The organism is Curtobacterium sp. MCPF17_046, from assembly GCF_003224295.1.
Taxonomy (GTDB): domain Bacteria; phylum Actinomycetota; class Actinomycetes; order Actinomycetales; family Microbacteriaceae; genus Curtobacterium.
In genome coordinates, this window is record NZ_QKLB01000005.1 from 44,882 (window position 1) to 66,615 (window position 21,734).

Annotated in this window: 20 protein-coding genes; 12 read left to right on the forward strand and 8 right to left on the reverse strand. The window is 71.6% G+C overall.

The features are described from left to right. Window positions 1-3: 3 nt before the first annotated feature. Both DEJ32_RS06255 and DEJ32_RS06260 read right to left on the reverse strand, forming a co-directional pair. Window positions 4-1,485, reverse strand: coding sequence for an amidohydrolase (locus DEJ32_RS06255; RefSeq protein ID WP_110900662.1), 1,482 nt, complete (start codon window positions 1,483-1,485; stop codon window positions 4-6). After that, window positions 1,485-2,129, reverse strand: a complete 645-nt coding sequence (locus DEJ32_RS06260) for an FMN-binding negative transcriptional regulator (protein WP_110900663.1) — start codon at window positions 2,127-2,129, stop codon at window positions 1,485-1,487. The genes DEJ32_RS06255 and DEJ32_RS06260 overlap by 1 nt, the downstream gene beginning before the upstream one ends. A 33-nt stretch (window positions 2,130-2,162) precedes the next feature. On the opposite strand from DEJ32_RS06260, the gene DEJ32_RS06265 reads away from it, so the two are divergent. Continuing rightward, complete coding sequence (locus DEJ32_RS06265; protein ID WP_110900664.1) at window positions 2,163-3,569, forward strand: serine hydrolase; 1,407 nt, start codon at window positions 2,163-2,165, stop codon at window positions 3,567-3,569. 122 nt (window positions 3,570-3,691) lie between these two features. Here DEJ32_RS06265 and DEJ32_RS06270 read toward each other — a convergent pair whose 3' ends face one another. After that, on the reverse strand, window positions 3,692-4,291 hold the full coding sequence (locus DEJ32_RS06270) for a hypothetical protein (protein WP_110900665.1): 600 nt from the start codon (window positions 4,289-4,291) through the stop codon (window positions 3,692-3,694). A 152-nt stretch (window positions 4,292-4,443) separates the two neighbouring features. Here DEJ32_RS06270 and DEJ32_RS06275 point away from each other — a divergent pair, with 152 nt between their 5' ends. From DEJ32_RS06275 to DEJ32_RS06285, 3 genes are read left to right on the forward strand one after another with little or no spacing between them, the layout of a single operon-like run. After that, complete coding sequence (locus DEJ32_RS06275; protein ID WP_110900666.1) at window positions 4,444-6,090, forward strand: sensor histidine kinase; 1,647 nt, start codon at window positions 4,444-4,446, stop codon at window positions 6,088-6,090. Window positions 6,091-6,120: 30 nt separating this feature from the next. Next, window positions 6,121-6,783: a response regulator transcription factor gene (locus tag DEJ32_RS06280; protein ID WP_110890236.1), complete on the forward strand. Its 663-nt coding sequence runs from the start codon at window positions 6,121-6,123 to the stop codon at window positions 6,781-6,783. Then, complete coding sequence (locus DEJ32_RS06285) at window positions 6,780-7,631, forward strand: DMT family transporter (RefSeq protein ID WP_110890235.1); 852 nt, start codon at window positions 6,780-6,782, stop codon at window positions 7,629-7,631. The genes DEJ32_RS06280 and DEJ32_RS06285 overlap by 4 nt, the downstream gene beginning before the upstream one ends. Window positions 7,632-7,751: 120 nt before the next feature. Here the strand turns inward: DEJ32_RS06285 and DEJ32_RS16185 are convergent, their stop codons facing one another. Beyond that, entirely contained in the window at window positions 7,752-7,904 is a 153-nt protein-coding gene (locus DEJ32_RS16185) for a hypothetical protein (protein ID WP_181419398.1), read from the reverse strand. A gap of 112 nt (window positions 7,905-8,016) precedes the next feature. Then, window positions 8,017-8,388 (reverse strand): hypothetical protein, encoded by a 372-nt coding sequence (locus DEJ32_RS06290; RefSeq protein WP_110900667.1) that lies wholly within the window; start codon window positions 8,386-8,388, stop codon window positions 8,017-8,019. A gap of 423 nt (window positions 8,389-8,811) precedes the next feature. On the opposite strand from DEJ32_RS06290, the gene DEJ32_RS15975 reads away from it, so the two are divergent. Then, window positions 8,812-8,991: a hypothetical protein gene (locus DEJ32_RS15975; RefSeq protein ID WP_146232771.1), complete on the forward strand. Its 180-nt coding sequence runs from the start codon at window positions 8,812-8,814 to the stop codon at window positions 8,989-8,991. Between the two features lie 19 nt (window positions 8,992-9,010). Here the strand turns inward: DEJ32_RS15975 and DEJ32_RS06295 are convergent, their stop codons facing one another. Continuing rightward, a complete protein-coding gene (locus DEJ32_RS06295; protein WP_110900668.1) occupies window positions 9,011-10,273 on the reverse strand; it encodes an MFS transporter in 1,263 nt (420 codons plus the stop codon). A 354-nt stretch (window positions 10,274-10,627) separates the two neighbouring features. Next, window positions 10,628-11,176, reverse strand: coding sequence for a GNAT family N-acetyltransferase (locus DEJ32_RS06300; protein ID WP_181420598.1), 549 nt, complete (start codon window positions 11,174-11,176; stop codon window positions 10,628-10,630). Window positions 11,177-11,416: 240 nt separating this feature from the next. On the opposite strand from DEJ32_RS06300, the gene DEJ32_RS06310 reads away from it, so the two are divergent. Next, window positions 11,417-11,776, forward strand: coding sequence for a hypothetical protein (locus tag DEJ32_RS06310; RefSeq protein WP_110890232.1), 360 nt, complete (start codon window positions 11,417-11,419; stop codon window positions 11,774-11,776). Between the two features lie 22 nt (window positions 11,777-11,798). Here DEJ32_RS06310 and DEJ32_RS06315 read toward each other — a convergent pair whose 3' ends face one another. Beyond that, complete coding sequence (locus tag DEJ32_RS06315; protein ID WP_110823790.1) at window positions 11,799-12,842, reverse strand: LacI family DNA-binding transcriptional regulator; 1,044 nt, start codon at window positions 12,840-12,842, stop codon at window positions 11,799-11,801. Between the two features lie 102 nt (window positions 12,843-12,944). Between DEJ32_RS06315 and DEJ32_RS06320 the strand changes: the two genes are divergently transcribed. From DEJ32_RS06320 to DEJ32_RS06345, 6 genes are all read left to right on the forward strand, one after another. Beyond that, window positions 12,945-14,243, forward strand: coding sequence for a sugar ABC transporter substrate-binding protein (locus DEJ32_RS06320; protein ID WP_110900671.1), 1,299 nt, complete (start codon window positions 12,945-12,947; stop codon window positions 14,241-14,243). Between the two features lie 36 nt (window positions 14,244-14,279). After that, on the forward strand, window positions 14,280-15,158 hold the full coding sequence (locus DEJ32_RS06325) for a carbohydrate ABC transporter permease (protein ID WP_110823792.1): 879 nt from the start codon (window positions 14,280-14,282) through the stop codon (window positions 15,156-15,158). Next, window positions 15,155-16,132, forward strand: a complete 978-nt coding sequence (locus DEJ32_RS06330) for a carbohydrate ABC transporter permease (RefSeq protein WP_220032995.1) — start codon at window positions 15,155-15,157, stop codon at window positions 16,130-16,132. Before DEJ32_RS06325 ends, DEJ32_RS06330 begins: the two co-directional genes overlap by 4 nt. Further along, window positions 16,132-17,487: a glycosyl hydrolase gene (locus tag DEJ32_RS06335; protein WP_110900672.1), complete on the forward strand. Its 1,356-nt coding sequence runs from the start codon at window positions 16,132-16,134 to the stop codon at window positions 17,485-17,487. Before DEJ32_RS06330 ends, DEJ32_RS06335 begins: the two co-directional genes overlap by 1 nt. Window positions 17,488-17,577: 90 nt before the next feature. Beyond that, complete coding sequence (locus tag DEJ32_RS06340) at window positions 17,578-20,613, forward strand: glycoside hydrolase family 38 C-terminal domain-containing protein (protein WP_110900673.1); 3,036 nt, start codon at window positions 17,578-17,580, stop codon at window positions 20,611-20,613. 124 nt (window positions 20,614-20,737) lie between these two features. Then, a complete protein-coding gene (locus tag DEJ32_RS06345) occupies window positions 20,738-21,721 on the forward strand; it encodes an endo-beta-N-acetylglucosaminidase H (protein WP_110900674.1) in 984 nt (327 codons plus the stop codon). Window positions 21,722-21,734 lie beyond the last annotated feature (13 nt).

The following is a 21,734-nucleotide window of genomic DNA, read 5'->3' on the forward strand; positions in this document are numbered from 1 at the left end:
CGGTCAGAGGTCGCGGTGGGTCCAGCGGCCGGCGATCGCGGTGCCGAGGACCGGCATCGCCCGGAGCGTCGCCGACGGCGCGGTGAGCGGGTCGGTCGGCACGAGGACGAGGTCCGCGACGTCGCCGACCGTGACCGACACCCGCCCGTCCGTCGACCCCCGCCACGCGGCGAGCGCCGACATCCGCTGTTCCGGGTGCCACGGCTCGCGGCCGTCGCGGTCCCGTCCGACGGCGGCGGCCATCGACACCCACGGGTCGAGCGGCGCGACCGGGGCATCCGAGCCGAGCACCATCGCGGCGCCCGCACGTTCGAGCGCGGCGAACGGGAAGGCCCGGTCCGTGCGTCCCGCCCAGTGGTGGTCCGCGATGTCCCGGTCGTCCATGGCGTGCTCGGGCTGCACGGACGCGACGACGCCGAGCCGGGCGAACCGCTCGACGTCGGGCACGGCGAGGAGCTGCGCGTGCTCGATCGAGCCGCGGCTCCCGACGGTCTCGAGCGCGTCGAGCGCGAGCGTGACCGCGCGGTCGCCGATCGCGTGCACGGCGGGGACGAGCCCGGCGTCGACCGCCCGACGCAGCAGCGGGACGAGGTCCTCCGGCGCCCAGGTGAGGACGCCCTCGCCGTCGGCGGTCGCGGCGGTCCGGGTGCCGAGCGACCCGTCGGTGATCACCTTGAACGGCCCGACGGTGAGCAGGCCCCGCGTCCCGTCGACGACGTCGCCCGTCCGCAGTCCTCGGCGGACCGCCTCGTCGAGCCGTGCCGGGTACACCCCGGAGGCGATGCGCAGGCCGTCCGTCCCGGCGTGGATGCGTCGCACCCACCGGTCGATGTCGGCGTCCATCTCGAGGTCGACGACCCCGGTGACGCCCCGGGCCGCGGCCGCCTCGACGGCGTCCGCGACGGAGGCGTCGAGCTGGTCCTCCGGCACCCGGGACAGCGCGGCGGTCACGTCGAACGCGTCCTGCTCCCGGAGCACACCGTCGGTACCGGCCGGGAGCGCCCGGCCGAGCACGGCGCCGAAGTGCGCCAGGGCGACCTCGTTGCACCAGACGGCGTGCAGGTCGGCGCTCACGACGACGACCGGGAGGCCCGGTGCGGCCTGGTCGAGCAGCTCCCGTCGAGCGGGGCGGGGCCAGAGTCCGTCCCGGTAGCCGTGCCCGACGAGCACCCGGTCCGGGAGGCCGGTGCGCACTGCGGCGGCGAGGCGGTCCGCGGTCTCCTCGGCGGAGCCGCAGTCCGTCACGTCGATCCGTCGGCGCACGAGTGCCCACTGGTCGAGGTGCACGTGGTGGTCGCGGAGACCGGGCCCGAGCCAGGCGCCCTCGGCCTCGACGACCTCGGTGTCGGTGCCGGTGGCTCGGTCGAGCGGGTCGAGCGTGCCGGCCGGCGAGACCGCGGTGACCCGCCCGTCGACGACCAGGACGTCGGCGGGGGCGCCGGAGGTGCCCACCCGTCGGACGGTGCGGAGCAGGGTCGCCGCCATCACGCCTCCCGGCCGGTCGTCCCGGTCCCGTGGACGCGCGCCATCTCGTCGGCGAGCGCGGGGGAGGCGTAGGGGCCGTCGGTCCGCAGGCCGGCGATGATCCGGTCGACCACCTCGGGTGCCTTGTTCTGGCTGAGCTTCGCGCGGGCGTCGAAGCGGGTGACGCGGATGCGGATGCCGACGGTGCCGCGGGCGATCCGGCGGGCGGCGTCCGCGTCGACGTCGAGCGACACCGGCGACGGCATCGCGGCCTCGAAGTGGTCCACGAGGTCACCGAGGACACGGAAGTTCTCCTCGTCCGACAGGATCTCCGGCGTCCCCCACAGGTGCGCGGTGGTGTGGTTCCAGGTCGGGATGAACTGTTCCGGCGGGTACCAGGCGGGGGAGACGTACCCGTGCGGGCCCTGCACGACGACCAGGACCTCGTGCTGCCCGAGTTCGTGCGCCACCTCGTCCGGCCGACCGACGTGCGACACGAGGACGATGTCGTCGCTGCCGTCGGGCTGCTCTTCGAGCAGGAACGGGTAGTGCGACGCGACGAGCCCCTCCGCGGTGGAGGACACGATCGTCGCCCAGGGGTTGGCGCGAACGAGTCGTCGGACCTCGTCGACCTCGGTCATCAGGAAGGAGGGAGTGTGCCGCATGCGACGAGCGTGGCACATGCCAGGCTGGTCGGCATGGAGAAGCGCGCAGCCTACGAGTCCGTCCTGCCCTACGTCCGAGAGTGGGTCGCCTACAAGGTGTGGCAGCTTCGGCTCCCCGGCGTGCAGGTCGCGATCGGCTTCGAGGACGAGGAACTGTTCGCCGACGCCTGGGGGTACGCCGACGTGGCAGCCGGACGGCGACTGACGACGACGGACCTGTTCCGGATCGCCTCGCACTCGAAGACCTTCACCGCCACCGCGCTGCTCCAGCTGGTCGACCAGGGCGCGCTGCGGCTCGACGACACGGTCGGCTCGTTCGTCCCCGCGCTCGTCGAGGCGGGTTCCCCGATCGCCGACGCCACCGTCCGCGAGCTCATGGAGATGGGTGCCGGGGTCGTCCGTGACGGCGCCGACGGTGACCACTGGGCGCTCGCGCGCCCCTTCCCGGACGCGCAGCAGCTCGTCGACCTCGTCGTCGCGGGCGGCGCGAAGGTCCCGGTCGGGTCGGCGTTCAACTACTCGAACCTCGGCTACGGGCTGCTCGGGCTCGTCATCGAGGCCGTGACGGGCACCCCGTACGCCGAGCACGTCCGCACCGCGATCACCGAGCCGCTCGGGCTCCGCCACACCGGTGCGGAGTTCGACCCCGCCCGCGAGGACGAGTTCGTCGTCGGCTACACCGGCCTCCACACGGCGCGCACCCGGCAGCCGGTCCCGCACGTGACGACCGGGGCGCTCGCCGCGGCGACCGGCTTCCACGGCACGGCCTCGGACCTGGTCCGCTACTTCTCGGCGCACGTGCCGGGTCGCGGGACGCTGCTCTCCGACCACGCCAAGCGCCTCGCGCAGCGGAAGGCGTGGAGTGCGCTCGACTCCGACCCGGCCGCCCGCGGCTACGGTGCCGGGTTCATCGTGGACCGGATCAACGGCCGGGAGGTCCGGGGCCACTCCGGCGGGTTCCCCGGACAGATCACGCAGTCCGTGTTCGACCCCGCGTCCTCACTGGTCGTGTCCGTCCTGACGAGCAGCGCCACCGGTCCGGCGACGATGCTGGCGTACGGCATCGTGCACCTGCTCGACGCGGCCGCCGACGAGCACGCGGCCGGTCCGGCGATCCCCGCCGACGTCGACGCCGCACGGTACACGGGGCGCTTCGCGACCTTCGAGGGGATCACCGACATCGCGAGGGTGGGTGACCGCCTGCTCGCGATCGACCCGACGCAGCCGGTGCCGACCGAGTCGCCGGTCCGGCTCGAGGTCGTCGACGCCGACACGCTCCGCATGGCATCCGGCAACCGGTTCGGGTCCGTCGACGAGGACATCGTGTACACCCGGGACGACTCCGGCGCGGTCGTGTCCGTCCGCGGGGACAGCGGCATGACGCAGCGGCCGTGGTCGGTGCCGGACGAGACGCCGGAGGTCGCGGCCGCCCTCGTGTGACGCCCTGCTGGCCGGGCCCGGCGGTGCTGGCCGGGCACGGTCCGCTCGGCCGATCCCGATCCCGATCCCGATCCCGATCCCGACCACGGTGCCGCGCGGCCCGGCCCTGCGCACCGGCGGCGTCAGCGCACGTCGGCGGTGTCCCAGAGTCGGCGGACGCCCGCGCCGACCGGGCGGACGAGCGGTGGGACGAACACGAGCGCAGCCGCGGCGAATCCGACGAACTCGCCGACCTGCGGCACGGTGAAGAGGGGCAGGAGTGCTCCCTGCGGCGGGATCCAGACGCGGAACAGCACGTTCATCACGGCCTCGGACAGCAGCCAGACGCCGGCTCCGACCGTGACGAACCAGCCCGCGGTGCGGCGCGACCCGGACGACCGCACCACGAGCACGACGCCGAACACCAGGAGCAGGACGCGCGCGAGGAGCAGCAGCACGGTCGCGACGGGGTGCAGCGCGGTGGGCAGCAGGACCCCGAGCGGGAGGGCGACGGCCGCCAGCCCGAAGCCGAGCGATGCACGGTCCCCGCGTCGGGCGGCGAGGACGGCAGTCACGGCTCCCGCCACCAGCCCGACGACGCCGAGCCCGACGACGCCCAGCCCCGACGACGTCGGCCACGCGGCCATCCGGTCCAGCCACCCGATGACGACCGTGACGGCCGGGACGAGCGCGGCCACCACGGCGGCCAGCGCGGACAGTCGTTCGTACCGGGTCTGGTCCACGGTTCCCCCTCGTGACGCGATGCAGTACCGGCACCTTACACATCACCGGACGACGAACGCGAGGACCACCGTGTCGGGGTGGGGACAACCCCACCCCTGGTCCGGGAGACGGCAGGATGGGACCGGGCCCTCGTCTCCGCGAGGCTCGATGCATGACCGACACCGACCGGCTCGACCTGGCCCGCACCGTCCCCCTGGACGAGGCGGTGGCCTCGCCCGACCACGCCGAGACCGTTCCGCTCCACGACGTGACGGCGACCGACCGGGACACCACACCCGGCCGGGACACCACCGCCGACCGGGACACGACGCCCGACCGCGACAGCGCCCCTGACCGACCGACACCGGAAGCCACCACCCCGATGCCCTCCCAGCCCGCCCCGAGCGACGGCACCCACCCGAGCTGGGACGCGACACCGCCCCTGTCCGCCGAGGGCAGCGCCACGCGGGGGCCGTCGAGCCCGGTCCGTGGCGGGGGCGGCGGCATGACGGCCGGTGCCTTCTACCGGGAGGCCTGGCGTCGGTCGCCGCGGGACTTCGGCTACATGGCACTCACGGCGGTGCTCCTCTGCACGCTGTACTTCGCGTTCCCCGCCGTCCTGGGCATCGGCGGGTTCGGCTCGCGGGACGTCCTCAACCCGTTCACGCTGCTGCTGTTCTTCGTCGCGCTGTTCGTCGCCCGGTGGCTGGGGCAGTTCGAGAAGCTCCGGATGAGCTGGGCGGACCCGCGACCGATCCGTCCGGTGGACTGGACACCCCGCTGGCAGCAGAACTGGTGGACCCGCACCGGGTCCGCGGTCGCGAATCCGCACTACTGGCTGTACCTGCTGCACGCGGTGGTCGTCTACCCGATGGCCGCGGTGGTCACCGTCGGTGCCGGGCTCCTCCTGGCGGTCGGGTTCCTCTGGCCGGTCGTCGCGGTCCTCGCCTACGTCGTCGCCGGGACGTACCTGGTCGACCCGAACGGGATCGGGTCGATCGCCGGGCTCGGCCCCCTCGCGCTGCTCTCGATGGCCGCGAGCGTCCTGCTGTTCCCGCTGTGGCTGCGCGGCTCCGTGCTCGCCCACTACTGGATCGACCACGGCCTGCTCGGCGGGTTCCGGGCCGAGGTGCTCGAGCAGCGCGTGGCGGGCCTCCAGGCGTCCCGCGCCGGTGCCGTCACCGCGGAGGGGCAGGCGCTCCGCCAGATCGAGCGCGACCTGCACGACGGCCCGCAGCAGCGACTCGTCCGACTCCGCATGGACTTGGCCTCGGCCGAGCGGTCGTTCGAGAAGGACCCGGAGCGCGCCAAGCAGCTCATCGCCGAGGCGTCGGGGCACGCCCAGGACGCGCTCGACGAACTCCGGGCGCTGTCCCGCGGGTTCGCGCCGCCTATCCTGCTCGACCGCGGGCTCGTCGCGGCCCTCGAAGCACTGTGCGCGCGGTCGCCGATCCCCGTCGGGCTCGACGTCCGTCTGCCGGACGGGCTCGAGCTCGCGTCCGAGATCCAGCGGAACGTGTACTTCACCGTGAGCGAGCTCCTGACGAACACGGCGAAGCACGCCGGCGCCTCCGCCGCGGGGGTCTACCTCGGGCTGCTCGTCGACGCGTCCGGTACCTGGTTCCTCACCGTCAGTGTCACCGACGACGGCCGCGGCGGTGCCAGCCCGCGCGAGGGGCACGGCATCCAGGGGCTGATGGGCCGGATGCGCGCCCTCGACGGGGAGCTGACGGTCTCCAGCCCCGCCGGCGGCCCGACCGAGGCGACCGCGCGGATCCCGCTCGGCGCGCTGAACGGCGTCCCCACGCACCGCGCGTGACCGGCGTCCGGTCGCCACTAGGCTGACCGCATGACCGACGGCCCGGATGCAGCGCGCATCCGGGCCGTCGTCGTCGACGACGCCGTCCTGCTGCGCGAGGGGCTGGCCCGCGTGCTCGACGAAGCCGGCATCGACGTCGTCGGGCAGTTCGGCGACCCGGCCTCGTTCCTGGCGGCGCTCCCCGCACTCGCGCCCGACGTCGTGGTCATGGACGTCCGGATGCCGCCGACGTTCACCGACGAGGGCGTCCGCGCCGCCGTCCAGGCCCGTCGGATCGCACCCCGGACCGGGATCCTGCTGCTCTCGCAGTACGTCGAGGCCACCTACGCCGAGGACGTCCTCGCCGCGGGCAGCTCGGGCGTGGGGTACCTGCTGAAGGACCGTGTGACCCGCCTCGACGAGATCGACGACGCCGTGCGCCGCGTGGCCTCCGGCGGCACCGTGCTCGACCCCGAGGTCGTCACGCAGCTCATGAGCCGCCGCCGCGACCCGCTCGCCGCCCTGACCCCGCGCGAGCGTGAGGTCCTCGGGCTGATGGCCGAGGGCCGCACGAACGCCGCCATCGCCCGCGCCCTGGTGATCGGGACCGGCGCGGTCGAGAAGCACGTCTCGAGCATCTTCGCCAAGCTCGCGCTCGAGGACACCGGCGAGGACCACCGCCGTGTCCTGGCCGTCCTGGCGTACCTCGGATGACCCGCGTCCCGGCACCACTGCTGGCGCTCGCCGCGATGGTGTCGGTCCAGATCGGGGCCGCGGTCGCGAAGACCCGCTTCGAGGAGGTCGGCTCGCTCGGCGCGGTCATGCTCCGCCTGGTCATCGGTGCGCTCGTCCTGGCGCTGCTCGTCCGCCCGCGGGTGCGGCACTGGACCCGCGTGCAGTGGCGAGGCGCCGTCGTGCTCGGCCTCGCCCTCGGCGGCATGAACGTCTTCATCTACCTCGCGTTCGCGACGATCCCGATCGGCGTCGCCGTGACGATCGAGTTCCTCGGTCCGCTGGCACTGTCCCTCGTGCACACCCGCCGGTGGCGTGATGCCGTCTGGGCCGCCCTGGCGCTCGCCGGCGTGGTGCTGCTCGGCGTCGGGCCGTCCGCGGTGGGTGACCTCGGGGGAGTCGCCGCGGCGGTGCTCGCAGCCGGGTGCTGGGCCGCCTACATCGTCATGAACCGACGCGTCGGTGCGGCGATCCCGGGCATCGACGGCCTGAGCGTCTCGATGCTCGTCGCGATGGTCGTCGCACTGCCGTTCGGGCTCCGGCCCGCGGCCGAGGGCGTCGTCGCGGACCCGGTGCTCCTGCTGGTCTTCGGCGCCGTGGCGGTCCTGTCGAGCGTGTTGCCCTACTCGCTCGAGATGACGGCCCTCCGGCGCATGCCGACCCGGGTGTTCGGCGTGCTGCAGAGTCTCGGGCCGGCACTCGCGGCGCTCGCCGGGCTCGTCGTCCTCCGCGAGGCGCTGTCTCCCGTCGAGGTCGTCGCCCTCGCGTGTGTCACGGCGGCGAGCGCCGGGGTGACGCTCACGGCGCGCCGCAGCGCGGCGCCGCTCTGACCGACGGCGGACACGACCACCGTCGGGGGTGTGCGGGACGTGAGGTGGGCCTCCCGGCCGGCCGGGAGGCCCGTGCCACGTCGGCGACGCGACCGTCATCGGTCGCGCACCACGATCCGTCTACTCGCCGCGGAGGAAGTCCGCGTACGTGGGTTCCGCCTGCACGTCCGACAAGAGCGACGGGTCGTTGACCCGTTGGTCGACGTAGGCCTCGATGACCTCGGGTGGGGTGAGCAGGTGGGCGACCCAGGACGGCACCTCGGTCTTCTTCATGGTGCCTCCTTCCGATCTCCGGTCCGGACGGATGTCTCGAATCTCGAGCATCTTCGCGAACCGGTGTGTCGGGAACGATCCTCGCGCTCGTCCGCGAAGTCAACGCAGTGCGTCATACGGACTCCGCTGAGCGCTGTCGCACCGGTCGGGGATCAGAACGCGCCCCGTTCGTCGGTGCGTGCCCGGTCCGTGGGTCGGTGGCTCGGAGGGTCCGGTGCTTGACGGCCGAACGCCAGATCCAGGCGTCGGCCTGCTGCCCGAACTGCGCCCATTCGACGAGCACCGCGTCGCGCGTCCAGCTGCGGGCGAACGCCTTGACCCGGACGTGGAACGTCGGGAACTGCACCCATGCCCAGACCGGCATCGGGGTGACCGCGTGGCAAACGTCACCACCGCGTGCCTCCTCGGACAGGGAGAAGGCGCGCGGGCGTTCGACCTCCGGGTGTTCCGGGGGCTGCCACCGGTTCTCGCGACGCCGTCCCACTCCCGTATTCGAACGTGTGTTCGAACACTCCGTCAAGTCGCGGACGCGCTCCGGCGTGTCCCGGGGATCGGCGCGGTGGCCATGTAGCACTCCGAGGGCTCCTCGTCCACCCCCATGACGCGGGCCGGTTCCGCTCGTAGCCTGGCGTGACTGGCCCAGACCCTGCCAGCCGCGTCGCGCACTCCCCGATCCGACTCCGGTCCGCCGTGGACACCGCGTCAGGAAGGCAACCATGCAGCACGTCACCGCCGCCCCCGGACTCCGCACCGGAACGTCGACCCGATCGCAGCACCTCCTGCAGCGTCCCGTTCGTCTCCACCTCCACTGTGTCGCTCCCGCACTCACCTCAGCGGCGCTCAGTCAGGACCTCGGCGGGTCGTGGGCGCCAGGGGCCGACAAATGGGGCCTCCCGACGATCGGTGAGTGGGCGTAGCCGTGGGCGAGAACGCGATCAGTGCCCGGTTCACCGGGGCGCAGTGGTTGTTGTCGGTCGGCCGGACCCCGTTGCTCCGCGTCGACACGCGTGCGGAAGCCGAAGCCTCCGGGCGCCAGCTCGCCACCGTCCTCGGCCTGCGCTTCGAGACGCCCTGCGTCATCGGCTGACGGCCTGCGGAGGAACGGCTCACGCGTCCAGGTCAGCTGCCGAGGCGATTCGCACCCGACCGGACAGCCCCTGTAGCGCGGCGTGCCATGCCCACGCTGCAGCGACGAACACGGCAGAGGTGACGACCCACAGCGTCCACGGGACGGGTGAGTCGAGCAGGCCGAGCGTCAGCGGGAACAGTGCCATGCCGACCGAGCCCGCGGTCTGGAAGACACCGATGGCTCGCCCGCGGATGCGCGGGTGTGGGGCTTCCGCCATGACCGCGTTCGCGGCCGGGAGGTACACCATGTCGGCCACCGCGAGCAGGACCGCGACCAGGACGACGTACGTCCACGCCGCCGCGCCGTGCAGGGCGGGGAGGAAGACGAGGGGTACGGCGGTGAGCGCTGTGAGGACCGCTCCGAAGGCGATCAACCGGCCACGGTGCAGCCCGGCGACTCGTTCCGTCACCGTCGTCTGCAGGAGGGCGCACAGGCCGGTCGCGATGGCGAACTGGACGGGCGCGACCGCGGGCGGCATGTCCCATCGCTGGACGAACAGGACGCTGAGCGCGACGTTCGGGAGGACCATGGCCGGCCCGATGAGGAACTGACCGAGCGTGATGAGACGCATCGACCGGTCCGCAGCGAACTCGCGCAACGACCCGGTCCGGCCACCGCGTCCGATCGCCTCCGTCGCAGCGGTGAACCGTCGACCGGTGCGTTGCGACGCGAACACGACCGCCGCGGCGACGCTCGTCACCACGTTGGCGAGGACCAACCAACGGAGCCCGCCCGGGCCGTGCGCCAGTGTGACGGCGGCGATGATCGCGCCGGTACCGAGGGCCGCGGCCTTCGTCGCCTCGAGGAACGCGAACCACCGTTCGAACGGGCGCCCGTCGGCGAGGTCGTGGACGTACGCCGTCCATGACGTCCAGTACAATCGCTCGGACGCGTTGACGAGGAAGATCGCGGCGAAGATCATCACCGGGTCATGGGCGATCAGGTAGAGCGCGAACCCCGCCGCGGACATCAGGTTGTTGAGGATCATCGATGCCTTCGCACCGAACCGGTCGGTGAGGGCGCCACCGATCAGTCCGATGGGCAGGGCGATGAGCGAGCCGACGGTGGAGAGGACGCCGATCGCGGCCAGCGGCACATCGGTGGTGAGCGTGAAGTAGACGATCGTCAGCGGGAGGGTGAGTCCGGCACCGATGGTGTCGGTGAGGACCGCGAACGTGACGAAGCGGTGCTCACGGAGGGTCGACAGAGAAGCCCGTGTCCGGGCGAGAGCGAACAGCATACGGAGTGGTCCCAGGGGTCATCGCGGAGCCGACATGCGGCCGCGCGGGCATGCAGGAGGACGTGAGCGGGGAACTCACATGGAGGAGTGGCCGTCGCTGGTGCGTCGGCTCAGTGCTGCGTTGCCATGACTCCGGGAGGTATCGGCCGTGGCCCGCTGCGTGCAGGGGCCGGCTTGACGGGGACCAGTGCCCGTGCGACTCGGAACGGCATGCGCCGTGTTCCTTCCCCGCATCGGACCAGTAGCCGGAACGCTACCGGCTCATCTGCGGGAGCGCCACTGCCCGACGGTGGACCCGGCTGCTCGACGGTCTGCTCAGTTGCAGCGCGGCCGTATGGACGGTCGTCCGGACACTCATCGCTCCTCGCCGGTGATGCGTGACCAGATCCCGAGGTCGACGCGGCCCGCGTCGGTGAAGCCCGCGTTCCGCGCGATGCCCTCGAAGGAGAACCCCGCGCGTTCTGCGACTGCCGCCGACGGCCGGTTCTCCGTCGCGATCCGCAACTCGATCCGCTCGAAGGACTGTCCCACCAACAGCCATGACGAGAGTGCTGCAACCGCCCGGGACGCATGTCCCCGTCCCCGGTGGTCGGGACTCAACCAGTAACCGATCTCAGCTGTCCGGGACCGCCAGTCGACGCGCTTCACGTCGATGCAGCCCGCCATGGCCCCGTCGACACGGATGCAGCGCACCAGCCCGGCACCGCTCGCACGGATCGACTCACTCACTCCCGTGCTCCACTCCGCGGCGAGTTCGACCGGGTAGGGACGGGGGAGCGGCAACCAGCGTCGGATGTCGCTGTCGTCGACAGCGGCGGCGATGGCGGGCGCGTCCAGAGTGGTGAACGCGGTCAGCCGTGAGCCGTCGCCGAGCTCGATGACCACGTCCGGGAGAACCTGCACGGAGCACAGTCTCGCTGATGTCCCCGGAGTCGTGTGGTCATCGAGCGCTGAGCGACCGCGAGCCGCGGCGCACGTCGAGTCTCCAGGTCACGAAGGGCCTCCCGGCGACACCGGCCCGGGTGCGGGTCGTCGGTCGCCACAGCAGTCTCGCCACCCCGACCGTGGCGACGAGGGCGGGGTCGGAGGTCGACGCCGTGCAGGCGGCGGACGTCGCGCCGGCACAGCACCTACCCTGGACTGGTGCTCTCCCGACGTGACGCCGCCATCCGGCTCGACATCCCCCTCGAGATGGCGACCCACCACGGGATCCCGTCCCGCCTCAGCGAGGCCGAACTCACCGCGATCGAGCAGGACCCGCCCGCGTGGCTCGTGCAGTCGCGGGCGAACCGCACCGGCAAGAAGGTGTGGGTGCACCTGGAGTGCGTCGTGTGCGGGTACGCGGAAGAGGCCCGGCCGAAGAAGTGGTGGCCGGACTGGGACCACCTGATGTGCGACTACCACGCGCCGTACCAGGCGCCGGAAGCCCCGGCGGGCTTCACGCGGCGCGAGGTCGAGGGTATCGGCAGCCGCTTCGTCGCCCTCGTCGACGAGCGGTCGTAGTCCGCGTCGTCAGTCGGCGTCGTCAGTCGGCGACGCGGGCCGTGGACTCGCGCACGCTCAGCGTCAACTCCGGCCCCGGCCGTGACGGCAGCGGAGCGTCGGCCTCGATCTGCTCGCGGAGCAGGACCGCCGCCCGCTGGCCGAGTTCGACGGTGTCACGCGTCAGCGAGGTGATCGCGGGGCGGACGAGCCGGATCATCGCGGAGTCGTCGAACGACACGATGGACACGTCCTGCGGCACGCGGACGCCCATCTCGCTCGCGACGCCGAGTCCCGCGACGGCGAGCACGTCGTTGTCGAACACGATCGCGGTGGGGCGCCGGGCGCCGGACAGCAGGCGTCGGGTGGCTGCGGACCCGGCCTCGGCGGAGTAGTCGGTGGGGATGGACTCCGTGCGGTCGTCCTCGGTGGCGTCCGGCAACGTACCCGCGAACGCCCGGACGCGTTCGATGCGCAGTGCGGTGTGCTCGAACTCCGGCGGCCCGGACACGTGGGCGATGCGGCGGTGCCCGAGTGCGCGGAGGTACCGGAGGACGGTGTCGGTCGCGTCCGAGTCGTCGATCCAGACGCTCGGGGCCGACCCGGCGGGGGTGGGGTGCGAGCCGACGACGACGGACGGCATCCCGAGCTGGGCGAGCAGACGGAGGCGGTCGTCGTCCCGGCGCGGGTCGATCACGATGACGCCGTCGACCCGGTGCCCGCGCCACCAGTCGCGGTAGGTCTCGAGTTCCTCGTCGGCATCACGGGCGACGAGCAGGGTCATGCCGATGTGGGTGCCGGTCAGGCCGAGCTGGATCCCCGAGATGAGGTCGCCGAAGAACGACTCGGTGCCGAGCGTGCGCGCCGGGCGGTTCAGCACGAAGCCGATCGACCCGGCCTTCGCGCCCCCGAGGGCCCGGGCCGCGGTGTGCGGCTGCCAGTCGAGTTCGCGCGCCGCCTGTCGCACTCGTTCTCGTGTCGCCTCGGACACGCCGGGGCGCCCGTTGAGGGCGAAGGAGACGGCGCTGATCGACACGCCCGCCCGCGCTGCGATGTCGGCGATCGTCGTCCGCCGTCCTGTGGCCACGGGCTTGACTATAGCGCTTTAGTCAGGCATCGTCGCCGTCACGCAGCGGTTCGGCGCAGAAGGCTGAACCGGTTCAGTAGCTCGACGAAGGAGTCAGCAACGATGAGAACCACCCCACGCACGACGTCGGGCCGAGTGGCCGCGATCCTCGCCGGCGCTGCCGCCGCAGCGCTCGTCCTCACCGGTTGCTCGAGCGGCAGCGGGGCGGCCACCGGTGGAGGTGGCGACGGAGATGTCAGCGGGTCGATCACCCTGCAGACCTGGGCACTCACGCCGACGTACACGGACTACCTCAACGGCGTCGTGGAGGCGTTCGAGAAGAAGTACCCCGACGCGGAGGTCAAGCTCGTCGACCAGCCCGGCGACGGCTACGCCGAGAAGGTGCTCAGCCAGGCGTCGTCGAACTCCCTGCCCGACGTCGTCAACCTGCCGCCGGACATCGCCCTGCCCCTCGCGAAGCGCGGGTTCCTGCAGGACGTCGCGAAGGACGACTCCACGCTCGGGAAGACCTACGTCGAGGGCGCACTCGCGGCCTACCGGTACAAGGGCGTCGACGGCACGTTCGGGTACCCCTGGTACCTCAACACCGACATCGACTACTGGAACAAGACGATGTTCGAGCAGTGCGGCCTCGACCCGGAGAACCCGCCGACGACCACGGACGAGCTCTTCGACCAGGCCGCGACCATGCACGAGCAGTGCCCGGACGACTACCTCATGAGCCGCAAGCCCGGCCTGTCCGACTTCTCGCTGGCCGGCGTGAAGATCCTCAACGCGGACGGCACGAAGTTCACGTTCGCGGACTCCTCGAAGGCCGCCGACCTGATCAGCAAATACGCGAAGGCCTACCAGGACGGGCTCATGCCGTCGTCGGTCCTCAACACCGACTACCTCGGCAACTCCACCCTGTTCACGCAGGGCAAGGTCGCCTGGACCACCGGTGGTGCGACCGCGATCAGCGACTTCGAGAAGAACAACCCGTCGCTCAAGGGCAAGATCATCGTCTCGCCGGCGCTGGACAACCCGCCGCTGTACGTGCAGGGCCTCAGCGTCTCGGCGAAGAGCAAGCACCTCGCCACCGCCGAAGCGCTCGCCGCGTTCATGACGAACGCCGAGAACCAGGAGGAGTTCGCCCACCTGGTGAACATCTTCCCGTCGACGAAGTCCTCGCAGTCCGACCCGTTCTTCTCGGAGGACGACGGCACCGTGCACGCGAAGGCCCGCGTCCTCGCGAACGACGCCCTGAAGACCGCGAAGAACCTCAACCCGGTCGAGGCGAACTCGGCGATGACGGACTTCCTCGACCAGCAGATCGCGCTGGCGATGAAGGGCGGGACGACGCCCGAGAAGGCGTTGCAGACCGCCCAGACCAAGATGAACACCCTGCTCGCCAACGGCTGATCCGGCCCGGTACCCGAAGGAAGAGGGAGGATCGTCATGCGTGCGAACCGCTGGTTCACGCCCTGGCTGCTGGTGCTGCCCGCACTGGTCTGGCTGCTCGCGTTCAGTCTCTGGCCGTCGATCAACACCGTGCGGCTGTCGTTCACGAACGCCAGCCCGCTCGGTGGGGTCAGTGCATGGGTGGGGACGGCGAACTTCCGGACCCTGCTCGCGGACCCGCAGGTGTGGGAGGCGCTGCTCAACAGCGTCATCTACATGGTGGTGTGCCTGCCGCTGCTGACGGTCCTCCCGCTCCTCATGGCCGTGCTCGTGCAGCACAAGATGCCCGGGATCGCGTTCTTCCGGACCGCGTACTACACGCCGGTGATCGCGAGCGCGGTCGTGGTCGGGCTCATCTGGAACTGGATCCTCGACGACCGCGGCGTCGTCAACGAGATGGCGCAGTCGCTCGGCGTCGTGCAGGGCGCGATCCCGTTCCTGTCCGACCGGTGGCTGCTGCTGTTCAGCGCGATCAGCCTGACCGTGTGGAAGGGCCTCGGCTACTACATGATCATCTTCCTGGCTGCCCTCGGGAACGTCGGCAAGGACCTGCACGAGGCCGCCGCTCTCGACGGCGCCGGGGCGGTGCGCCGGTTCTGGTCGGTCACGATGCCCGGCGTCCGCGGCACCATGACGCTCGTCGGCATCCTGGTGTGCGTCAGCGCCCTCCGGGTCTTCAGCGAGCTCTACATCCTGACGAACGGGACGGGTGGCCCCGGCGGCCAGGACAACTCCCTCGTCATGCTCATCCAGCAGTACGCCCGCGGCTTCACCGGCAACCTCGGCTACGCGTCCGCCCTGAGCCTCCTGCTCTTCGCCGTGACGTTGATCCCGATGCTCGCCCTCGCCCGGATGAACAGCAAGGCGGACAAGTGACGAACACCACCAGCACCAGCGAACCGGTCATCGGCGGCAACGCCGGCGTGGCCGCACCGACACCGGACGTGACCGGCGCGACGGACGTGGGCCGGGCCTCCCGGCAGTCCCAGCCTGGCGGACGCAAGCGCCGTCGCGCGGTGTGGGGCGTCATGTCCACCCGCGAGAAGGTGCTCCGCTACGTCCTGCTCGTCGTGGTGCTGTTCATCACGATCGGTCCGTTCCTCTGGCAGCTCTCGACCTCGCTCAAGGGCACCGGCGAGGACATCTACACCGCGAACCCGTCGTTCATCCCCGCGCAGCCGACGTTCGGCAACTACCTCCGCGTGGGCGACGCCATCCCGGTCTTCGGGTACATCGGGAACTCGCTCATCGTCGCCGCGATCGACGTCATCGGGAACATCGTGTTCGCAACGCTCGCCGGGTTCGCGATCGCCCGCCTGCAGTGGAAGGGCCGCAAGGTCGTCCTCGGCCTGTTCCTCGCCACCCTCGTGCTGCCCGGCGAGGCGACGATCATCTCCCAGTTCGTCACGGTCAAGGACCTCGGCCTCGCCGACTCCCTGGTCGGCGTCGCCCTGCCCGGCATGATCGCCGCGCTCAACGTGCTGCTCATGTACAACGCCTTCCGCCAGGTGCCCGAGGAGATCGACCAGGCGGCCGTGATGGACGGCGCCAACGCGATGCAGCGCCTCCGCTACATCTCGCTGCCCGCCGTGCAGGGGACGATCGCCGTGATCGCGATCTTCTCGTTCATCGGTGCGTGGGACGACTTCCTCTGGCCGCTCATCGTGCTGCAGTCCCCGGACAAGCTCACCCTGACGGTCGGGCTGCAGTACCTGCAGGGCACCTTCGCCACCGACCAGCGGATGATCGCTGCCGGGACGATGATCGCGTTCATCCCGATCGCCGTGATCTTCGCCGTCCTGCAGCGCTTCTTCTTCAAGGGCGTGGAAGAGGGCGGGGTGAAGGGCTGATGCGCTTCGGCGTCAACCACACACCGTCGAACGGCTGGTTCCACTCCTGGCTCGACTTCTCGCCGTCGGACACCGCACGGGACCTCGAGGCGATCGCCGGGCTCGGCGCCGACCACGTCCGGGTCTTCCCGCTCTGGCCGGTCGTGCAGCCGAACCGGACGCTCATCCGGCAACGGGCGCTCGACGACGTGGCGACCGTGGTGGACATCGCCGGCTCGTTCGGACTCGACGTCACGGTCGACGCGCTGCAGGGGCACCTGTCGAGCTTCGACTTCCTGCCGTCGTGGCTCGACTCGTGGCACCGCCGGAACATGTTCACCGACCCCGACGTCGTCGCCTCGACCGCCGCGTACATCCGGGCACTCGCCGCCGCCGTCGGGGACCGGCCGAACCTGCTCGGCGTCACGGTCGGCAACGAGGTCAACCAGTTCGCGCACGCCCCGCACCCGTCGCCGTTCGCGACGACGCCCGAGCAGGGGCACGCGTGGGCGGCGGCGATGGTCGCCGCGGCGCGCGAGGGGCTCGCCGGTCCGGCGGTTCAACCCGGCTCCGGCACCCGGCCCGCCCCCGCCACGGGGGAGCGTCCGGCCCCCCTCGTGACCCTCGCACAGTACGACGCGGCCTGGTACGACGACGCGCAGCCGTTCGGCCCGGAGCACGCGGCCGACCACGGGGACGCGACCATCACGCACTCGTGGGTCTTCAACGGGTCGGCACGCCTGCACGGTGCCCTCGGCCCGGGGTCGGTCCGACACGGCGAGTACCTGCTGCAGCTCGCGGCCGCGTGGAACACCCGCGCGGACCGGCCGAACTGGTTGCAGGAGGTCGGCGCACCGACCAACGTGGTGGACGTGGCCGACGCCCCGACGTTCACCGAGCAGACCATCCGGCACGCCCTCGACGTGCAGGGGCTGTTCGGCATCACGTGGTGGTGTTCGCACGACGTGTCCCGCTCGCTCGCCGACTTCCCGGAGCTCGAGTACGACCTCGGCCTGCTCACGAACGACGGCCGCGTGAAGCCGACCGGGGAGCGGTTCCGTGAGATGGCCCTGGCGTTCGGTGACGGCCGGTACCAGGCCCCGACCCCGCCGACGACCGCGCTCGTGCTCGACGACGTCGCCCCGGACGGGACGCCGCTCGGTGGGACCCGAGCCGACTCGGCGCCGGGCGGCCGGTTCGCCGCGGCCTGGCTCGCGATCGCCGAGCGGGACGGCCGCGGCCCGCAGGTCGTGCTGCGCTCCCGCCTCGGTGATCCCGCGCTCCTGGCCGCGCGCGGGATCACCACCTGCGTCGACGTCCCGAACGACACCGCGTCCGCCACCGTGTCCGTCGCACACCCCGCGACGATGCCCTGACCCCGACCAGCAGACCAGCACGACCAGCACGACCAGCACCACGCCCCACGCCCCGACGACCCGGACGGACACCGCCGTCCCGGAGGACCCATGCACGACGACATCCCGCTCACCATCGGCCGCGCACGCCGTGTCCTCGACGAGCGCATCCTGCCCGAGGTGCACGCCACCGCCGTCCCGCTCGACACCGCCTGGCACGAGCTGCCCGGTGAGCCGATCGCCCCCGCGGAGGGCCTGACGCTCGACTTCGAACCGTACGAGGTCGGCACTCCGTGGGGTGCCGCGTGGGGGACCACCTGGTTCCGCCTGTCGGGCACCGTCCCCGCGGAGTGGGCCGGCCAGCGGGTCGAGGCGCTCGTCGACCTCGGCTTCGACAAGAACATGCCCGGCTTCCAGTGCGAGGGGCTCGTCTACCTGTCCGACGGCACCCCGGTGAAGTCGCTCAACCCCCGCAACCAGTGGGTGCTCATCACGGAAGCAGCCGTCGGCGGCGAGACCGTCGAGTTCTTCGTCGAGGCAGCGTCCAACCCGGTGCTGCTCGACTACCACCCCTTCCTCGTCACGCAGGAGGGCGACATCCGGACGTCGTCCCCGAAGCGGCTGTACACGAGCCGCCGGATGGACCTCGCCGTGTTCGCCGCCGAGGTGCACGAGCTCGCGCTCGACATCGACGTCCTGCTCGAACTGCAGGAGGAGCTGCCGCAGGGCCCCCGGCGCATGCGGATCCTCCAGGCGCTCGACGACGCCCTCGACGCCCTCGACCTGCAGCACATCCCGGAGACCGCCCCCGACGCCCGTGCGGCGCTCGCCGAGGTGCTCGCCGCACCCGCCGAGGCCTCCGCGCACCGGATCTCCGCCGTCGGCCACGCCCACATCGACTCCGCCTGGCTCTGGCCGGTGCGCGAGACGATCCGTAAGGTCGCCCGCACCACGTCGAGCATGACCGAGCTCATCGGCCAGACGGACGACTTCCTCTACGGCATGTCCAGCGCCCAGCAGTACGCCTGGATCAAGGAGCACCGGCCCGAGGTCTACGCGAAGGTCAAGGACGCCGTCGCCGCCGGCCGGTTCCTGCCCCTCGGCGGGATGTGGGTCGAGTCCGACACGGTGATGCCGACGGGCGAGAGCATCGTCCGGCAGTTCTCCCAGGGCCAGCGGTTCTTCGAGCGCGAGTTCGGCATCCGACCGAAGGGCGTCTGGCTGCCGGACAGCTTCGGCTACTCGCCGGCCCTGCCGCAGCTGATGCGTCGCGCGGGCTTCGAGTGGTTCTTCACGCAGAAGATCTCGTGGAACCAGGTGAACAAGTTCCCGCACCACACGTTCCTGTGGGAGGGCATCGACGGGTCGCGGGTGTTCTCGCACTTCCCGTCGATGGACACGTACAACTCGCGGCTGTCCGGCTCCGAGGTCGCGAAGGCCGCCCGGCAGTTCCGGGAGAACCGGCTCGCCTCCGGGTCGATCGCGCCGGTCGGCTGGGGTGACGGCGGCGGCGGCACCACCCGCGAGATGACCGGCACGGCGGCACGTCTGGCGGACCTCGAGGGCAGCGCCCGCGTCACGTGGGAGCACCCGGACGCGTTCTTCGACCGGGCCAAGAGCGAGCTGGAGAACCCGCCCGTGTGGGTCGGCGAGCTCTACCTCGAGCTGCACCGCGCCACGCTGACGAGCCAGCACCAGACGAAGCAGGGCAACCGGCGGAGCGAGCACCTGCTCGTCGAGGCCGAGCTGTGGTGCGCCACGGCCGCTGCCCGCACCGACTTCGCCTACCCGTACGACGAGCTCGACGCGCTCTGGCAGCAGGTCCTCCTCCAGCAGTTCCACGACATCCTGCCGGGCACCTCGATCGCGTGGGTGCACCGTGAGGCCGTCGAGCGGTACGCGGAGATCGCGGCCCGCCTGGAGGCCCTCATCGCCGCCGCCCTGTCGGCGCTCGCCGGTGAGGGGGACGCGACGGTCGTCGTCAACCCGGCCCCGAGCCTCCACGGCGGCGCCCTGGCGCAGAGCGCGATCCTGACGACCGACCTGGAGGCGACCACCCCGGTCCGCCTCGAGGAGGCCGACGGCGGCTTCGTGCTCACGAACGACCTGGTCCGCGTCGTCGTCGACGGCCGCGGACTCGTCACGAGCGCCGTCGACCTGGCCACCGGTCGCGACGCGATCGCACCGGGCCAGGTCGCGAACCTGCTCCAGCTGCACCAGGACTTCCCGAACATGTGGGACGCGTGGGACGTCGACCGGTACTACCGGAACCGCGTCGACGACCTGGTCGACGTGACCGCCCTGCGCGGCTCGGTCGACGAGGACGGGACCGCCCGCGTCTCGGTGTCGCGCTCGTTCAGCGAGTCGACGCTCACGCAGGAGATCACGCTCGCGCCCGGCACCCGGACGCTCGAGTTCGACCAGGTCACGGACTGGCACGAGACCGAGAAGTTCCTCAAGGTCGCGTTCCCGCTGGACGTCCGTGCCGAGCACACCATCGCGGAGACCCAGTTCGGCGCGCAGAAGCGGGTGACACACACGAACACCTCGTGGGAAGCCGCGAAGTTCGAGACGTCCATGCACCGGTACGTGCTCGTCGAGGAGCCCGGGTTCGGCGTGGCGCTCGTCAACGACTCGATCCACGGGTTCGACGTCACGCGCGACGCGGTCGACGGGCACGTCACGACGACGGTCCGGCTCTCGCTGCTCCGCGCACCGCGGTTCCCCGACCCTGAGACGGACCAGGGCGTGCAGACGCACCGGTACGGCCTGGTGATCGGGACCGACGTCGTCGGGGCGACCGCTGCGGGCACGGTCATGAACACGTCCGTCCGACGGATCGCCGGCGCGCACGGCTTCGACTCGCTCGTCCAGGCCTCCGGTGACGTCGTGGTCTCGGCCGTCAAGCTCGCCGACGACCGCATGGGTGACCTGGTCGTCCGCGTGTACGAGCCGGCGGGCCGACGCGGGACCGGGGGTCTGGCGGTCGACGGGCCGTTCGGCGAGCCGGTCGAGGTCACGCTGCTCGAGGAGACGGACCCGGCGCTGCCCGGCGTCGCCGCGGTCACCGACGGGGTGGCGGCCTTCGCGGTCGACGCCTTCGAGGTCCGCACCTTCCGCTTCCCGCGCACGAGCGAGGAGCGCTGACGGCGGCCCACTGAGACCCCCGCCGCCGGGACTTCGGGTGTCCCGGCGGCGGGTCCCACGGCCGGACCGGTCGTGGACCGCGGCGGCACCTCGTCGCCGCGGACACCACTCGAAGAGGAGTGTCATGCAGAAGACCATGAAGATCGGGATCGTGGCGGCGTTGGTCGCGATGGTGGCGGCGCCGATGGTGCCCGCCGCCGCGTCGGCGGCTCCCGGCGGGCCGGCAGCGGCATCGCAGGGCCACGGGCACGGCCACGGACACGGCCACGGCCACGGCCACGGCCACGGCCGCCCGGGGCACACCGCCCCGACGAAGTCCGGGCCGACGAGCATCGCCTACGTCGAGGTGAACAACGACGAGCTCCGGAACGTCGGCCGGTACACGCTCGAGAACGGCGCCAACGCGTTCGACGTGGCGATCATCTTCGCGGCGAACATCAACCGTGACGCGGACGGCGACGCGGTCCTGTACGCCAACGAGAACGTGCAGCGCACGCTCGACCAGGCGGCGACCCAGATCCGCCCGCTGCAGGCCAAGGGCATCAAGGTCACGCTCTCGGTGCTCGGCAACCACCAGGGCACGGGCCTGGCCAACTTCACGTCGAAGGCGGACGCGCGGGACTTCGCGGCGCAGGTGTCGGCGACCGTCGAGAAGTACGGGCTGGACGGCGTCGACCTCGACGACGAGTACTCGGACTACGGCGTGGACGGCACCCCGCAGCCGAACGACCAGTCGATCGGCTGGCTCATCTCGGCGCTCCGAGCGGACATGCCCGGCAAGATCATCTCGTTCTACGACATCGGCCCGTCGTCGACGTCGCTGCAGCACGAGAAGCCGTCGATCGGCAAGAAGCTCGACTACGCCTGGAACCCCTACTACGGCACCTACACGGCGCCGAGCATCCCCGGCGTGCCGAAGTCGAAGCTCTCGGCCGCGGCGGTCGACATCCAGAACACCCCGGTGGACCTGGCCGTCACGCTCGCCGAGCGCACCAAGGCAGACGGGTACGGCGTCTTCATGACGTACAACCTGCCGGACGGAGACGTCAGCCCCTACGTGTCGCAGTTCACGCAAGTGCTCTACGGTCAGTCCGCCGTCTACAAGTAGGGGAACGACCGAT

What these genes read in the sequence shown, in the direction of transcription:
- DEJ32_RS06255 (WP_110900662.1), bottom strand. Translation starts at nt 1,485, where the DNA reads ATGGCGGCGACCCTGCTCCGCACCGTCCGACGGGTGGGCACCTCCGGC.
- DEJ32_RS06260 (WP_110900663.1), bottom strand. Translation starts at nt 2,129, where the DNA reads ATGCGGCACACTCCCTCCTTCCTGATGACCGAGGTCGACGAGGTCCGA.
- DEJ32_RS06265 (WP_110900664.1), top strand. Translation starts at nt 2,163, where the DNA reads ATGGAGAAGCGCGCAGCCTACGAGTCCGTCCTGCCCTACGTCCGAGAG.
- DEJ32_RS06275 (WP_110900666.1), top strand. Translation starts at nt 4,444, where the DNA reads ATGACCGACACCGACCGGCTCGACCTGGCCCGCACCGTCCCCCTGGAC.
- DEJ32_RS06280 (WP_110890236.1), top strand. Translation starts at nt 6,121, where the DNA reads ATGACCGACGGCCCGGATGCAGCGCGCATCCGGGCCGTCGTCGTCGAC.
- DEJ32_RS06285 (WP_110890235.1), top strand. Translation starts at nt 6,780, where the DNA reads ATGACCCGCGTCCCGGCACCACTGCTGGCGCTCGCCGCGATGGTGTCG.
- DEJ32_RS16185 (WP_181419398.1), bottom strand. Translation starts at nt 7,904, where the DNA reads ATGAAGAAGACCGAGGTGCCGTCCTGGGTCGCCCACCTGCTCACCCCA.
- DEJ32_RS06295 (WP_110900668.1), bottom strand. Translation starts at nt 10,273, where the DNA reads ATGCTGTTCGCTCTCGCCCGGACACGGGCTTCTCTGTCGACCCTCCGT.
- DEJ32_RS06320 (WP_110900671.1), top strand. Translation starts at nt 12,945, where the DNA reads ATGAGAACCACCCCACGCACGACGTCGGGCCGAGTGGCCGCGATCCTC.
- DEJ32_RS06325 (WP_110823792.1), top strand. Translation starts at nt 14,280, where the DNA reads ATGCGTGCGAACCGCTGGTTCACGCCCTGGCTGCTGGTGCTGCCCGCA.
- DEJ32_RS06335 (WP_110900672.1), top strand. Translation starts at nt 16,132, where the DNA reads ATGCGCTTCGGCGTCAACCACACACCGTCGAACGGCTGGTTCCACTCC.
- DEJ32_RS06340 (WP_110900673.1), top strand. Translation starts at nt 17,578, where the DNA reads ATGCACGACGACATCCCGCTCACCATCGGCCGCGCACGCCGTGTCCTC.
- DEJ32_RS06345 (WP_110900674.1), top strand. Translation starts at nt 20,738, where the DNA reads ATGCAGAAGACCATGAAGATCGGGATCGTGGCGGCGTTGGTCGCGATG.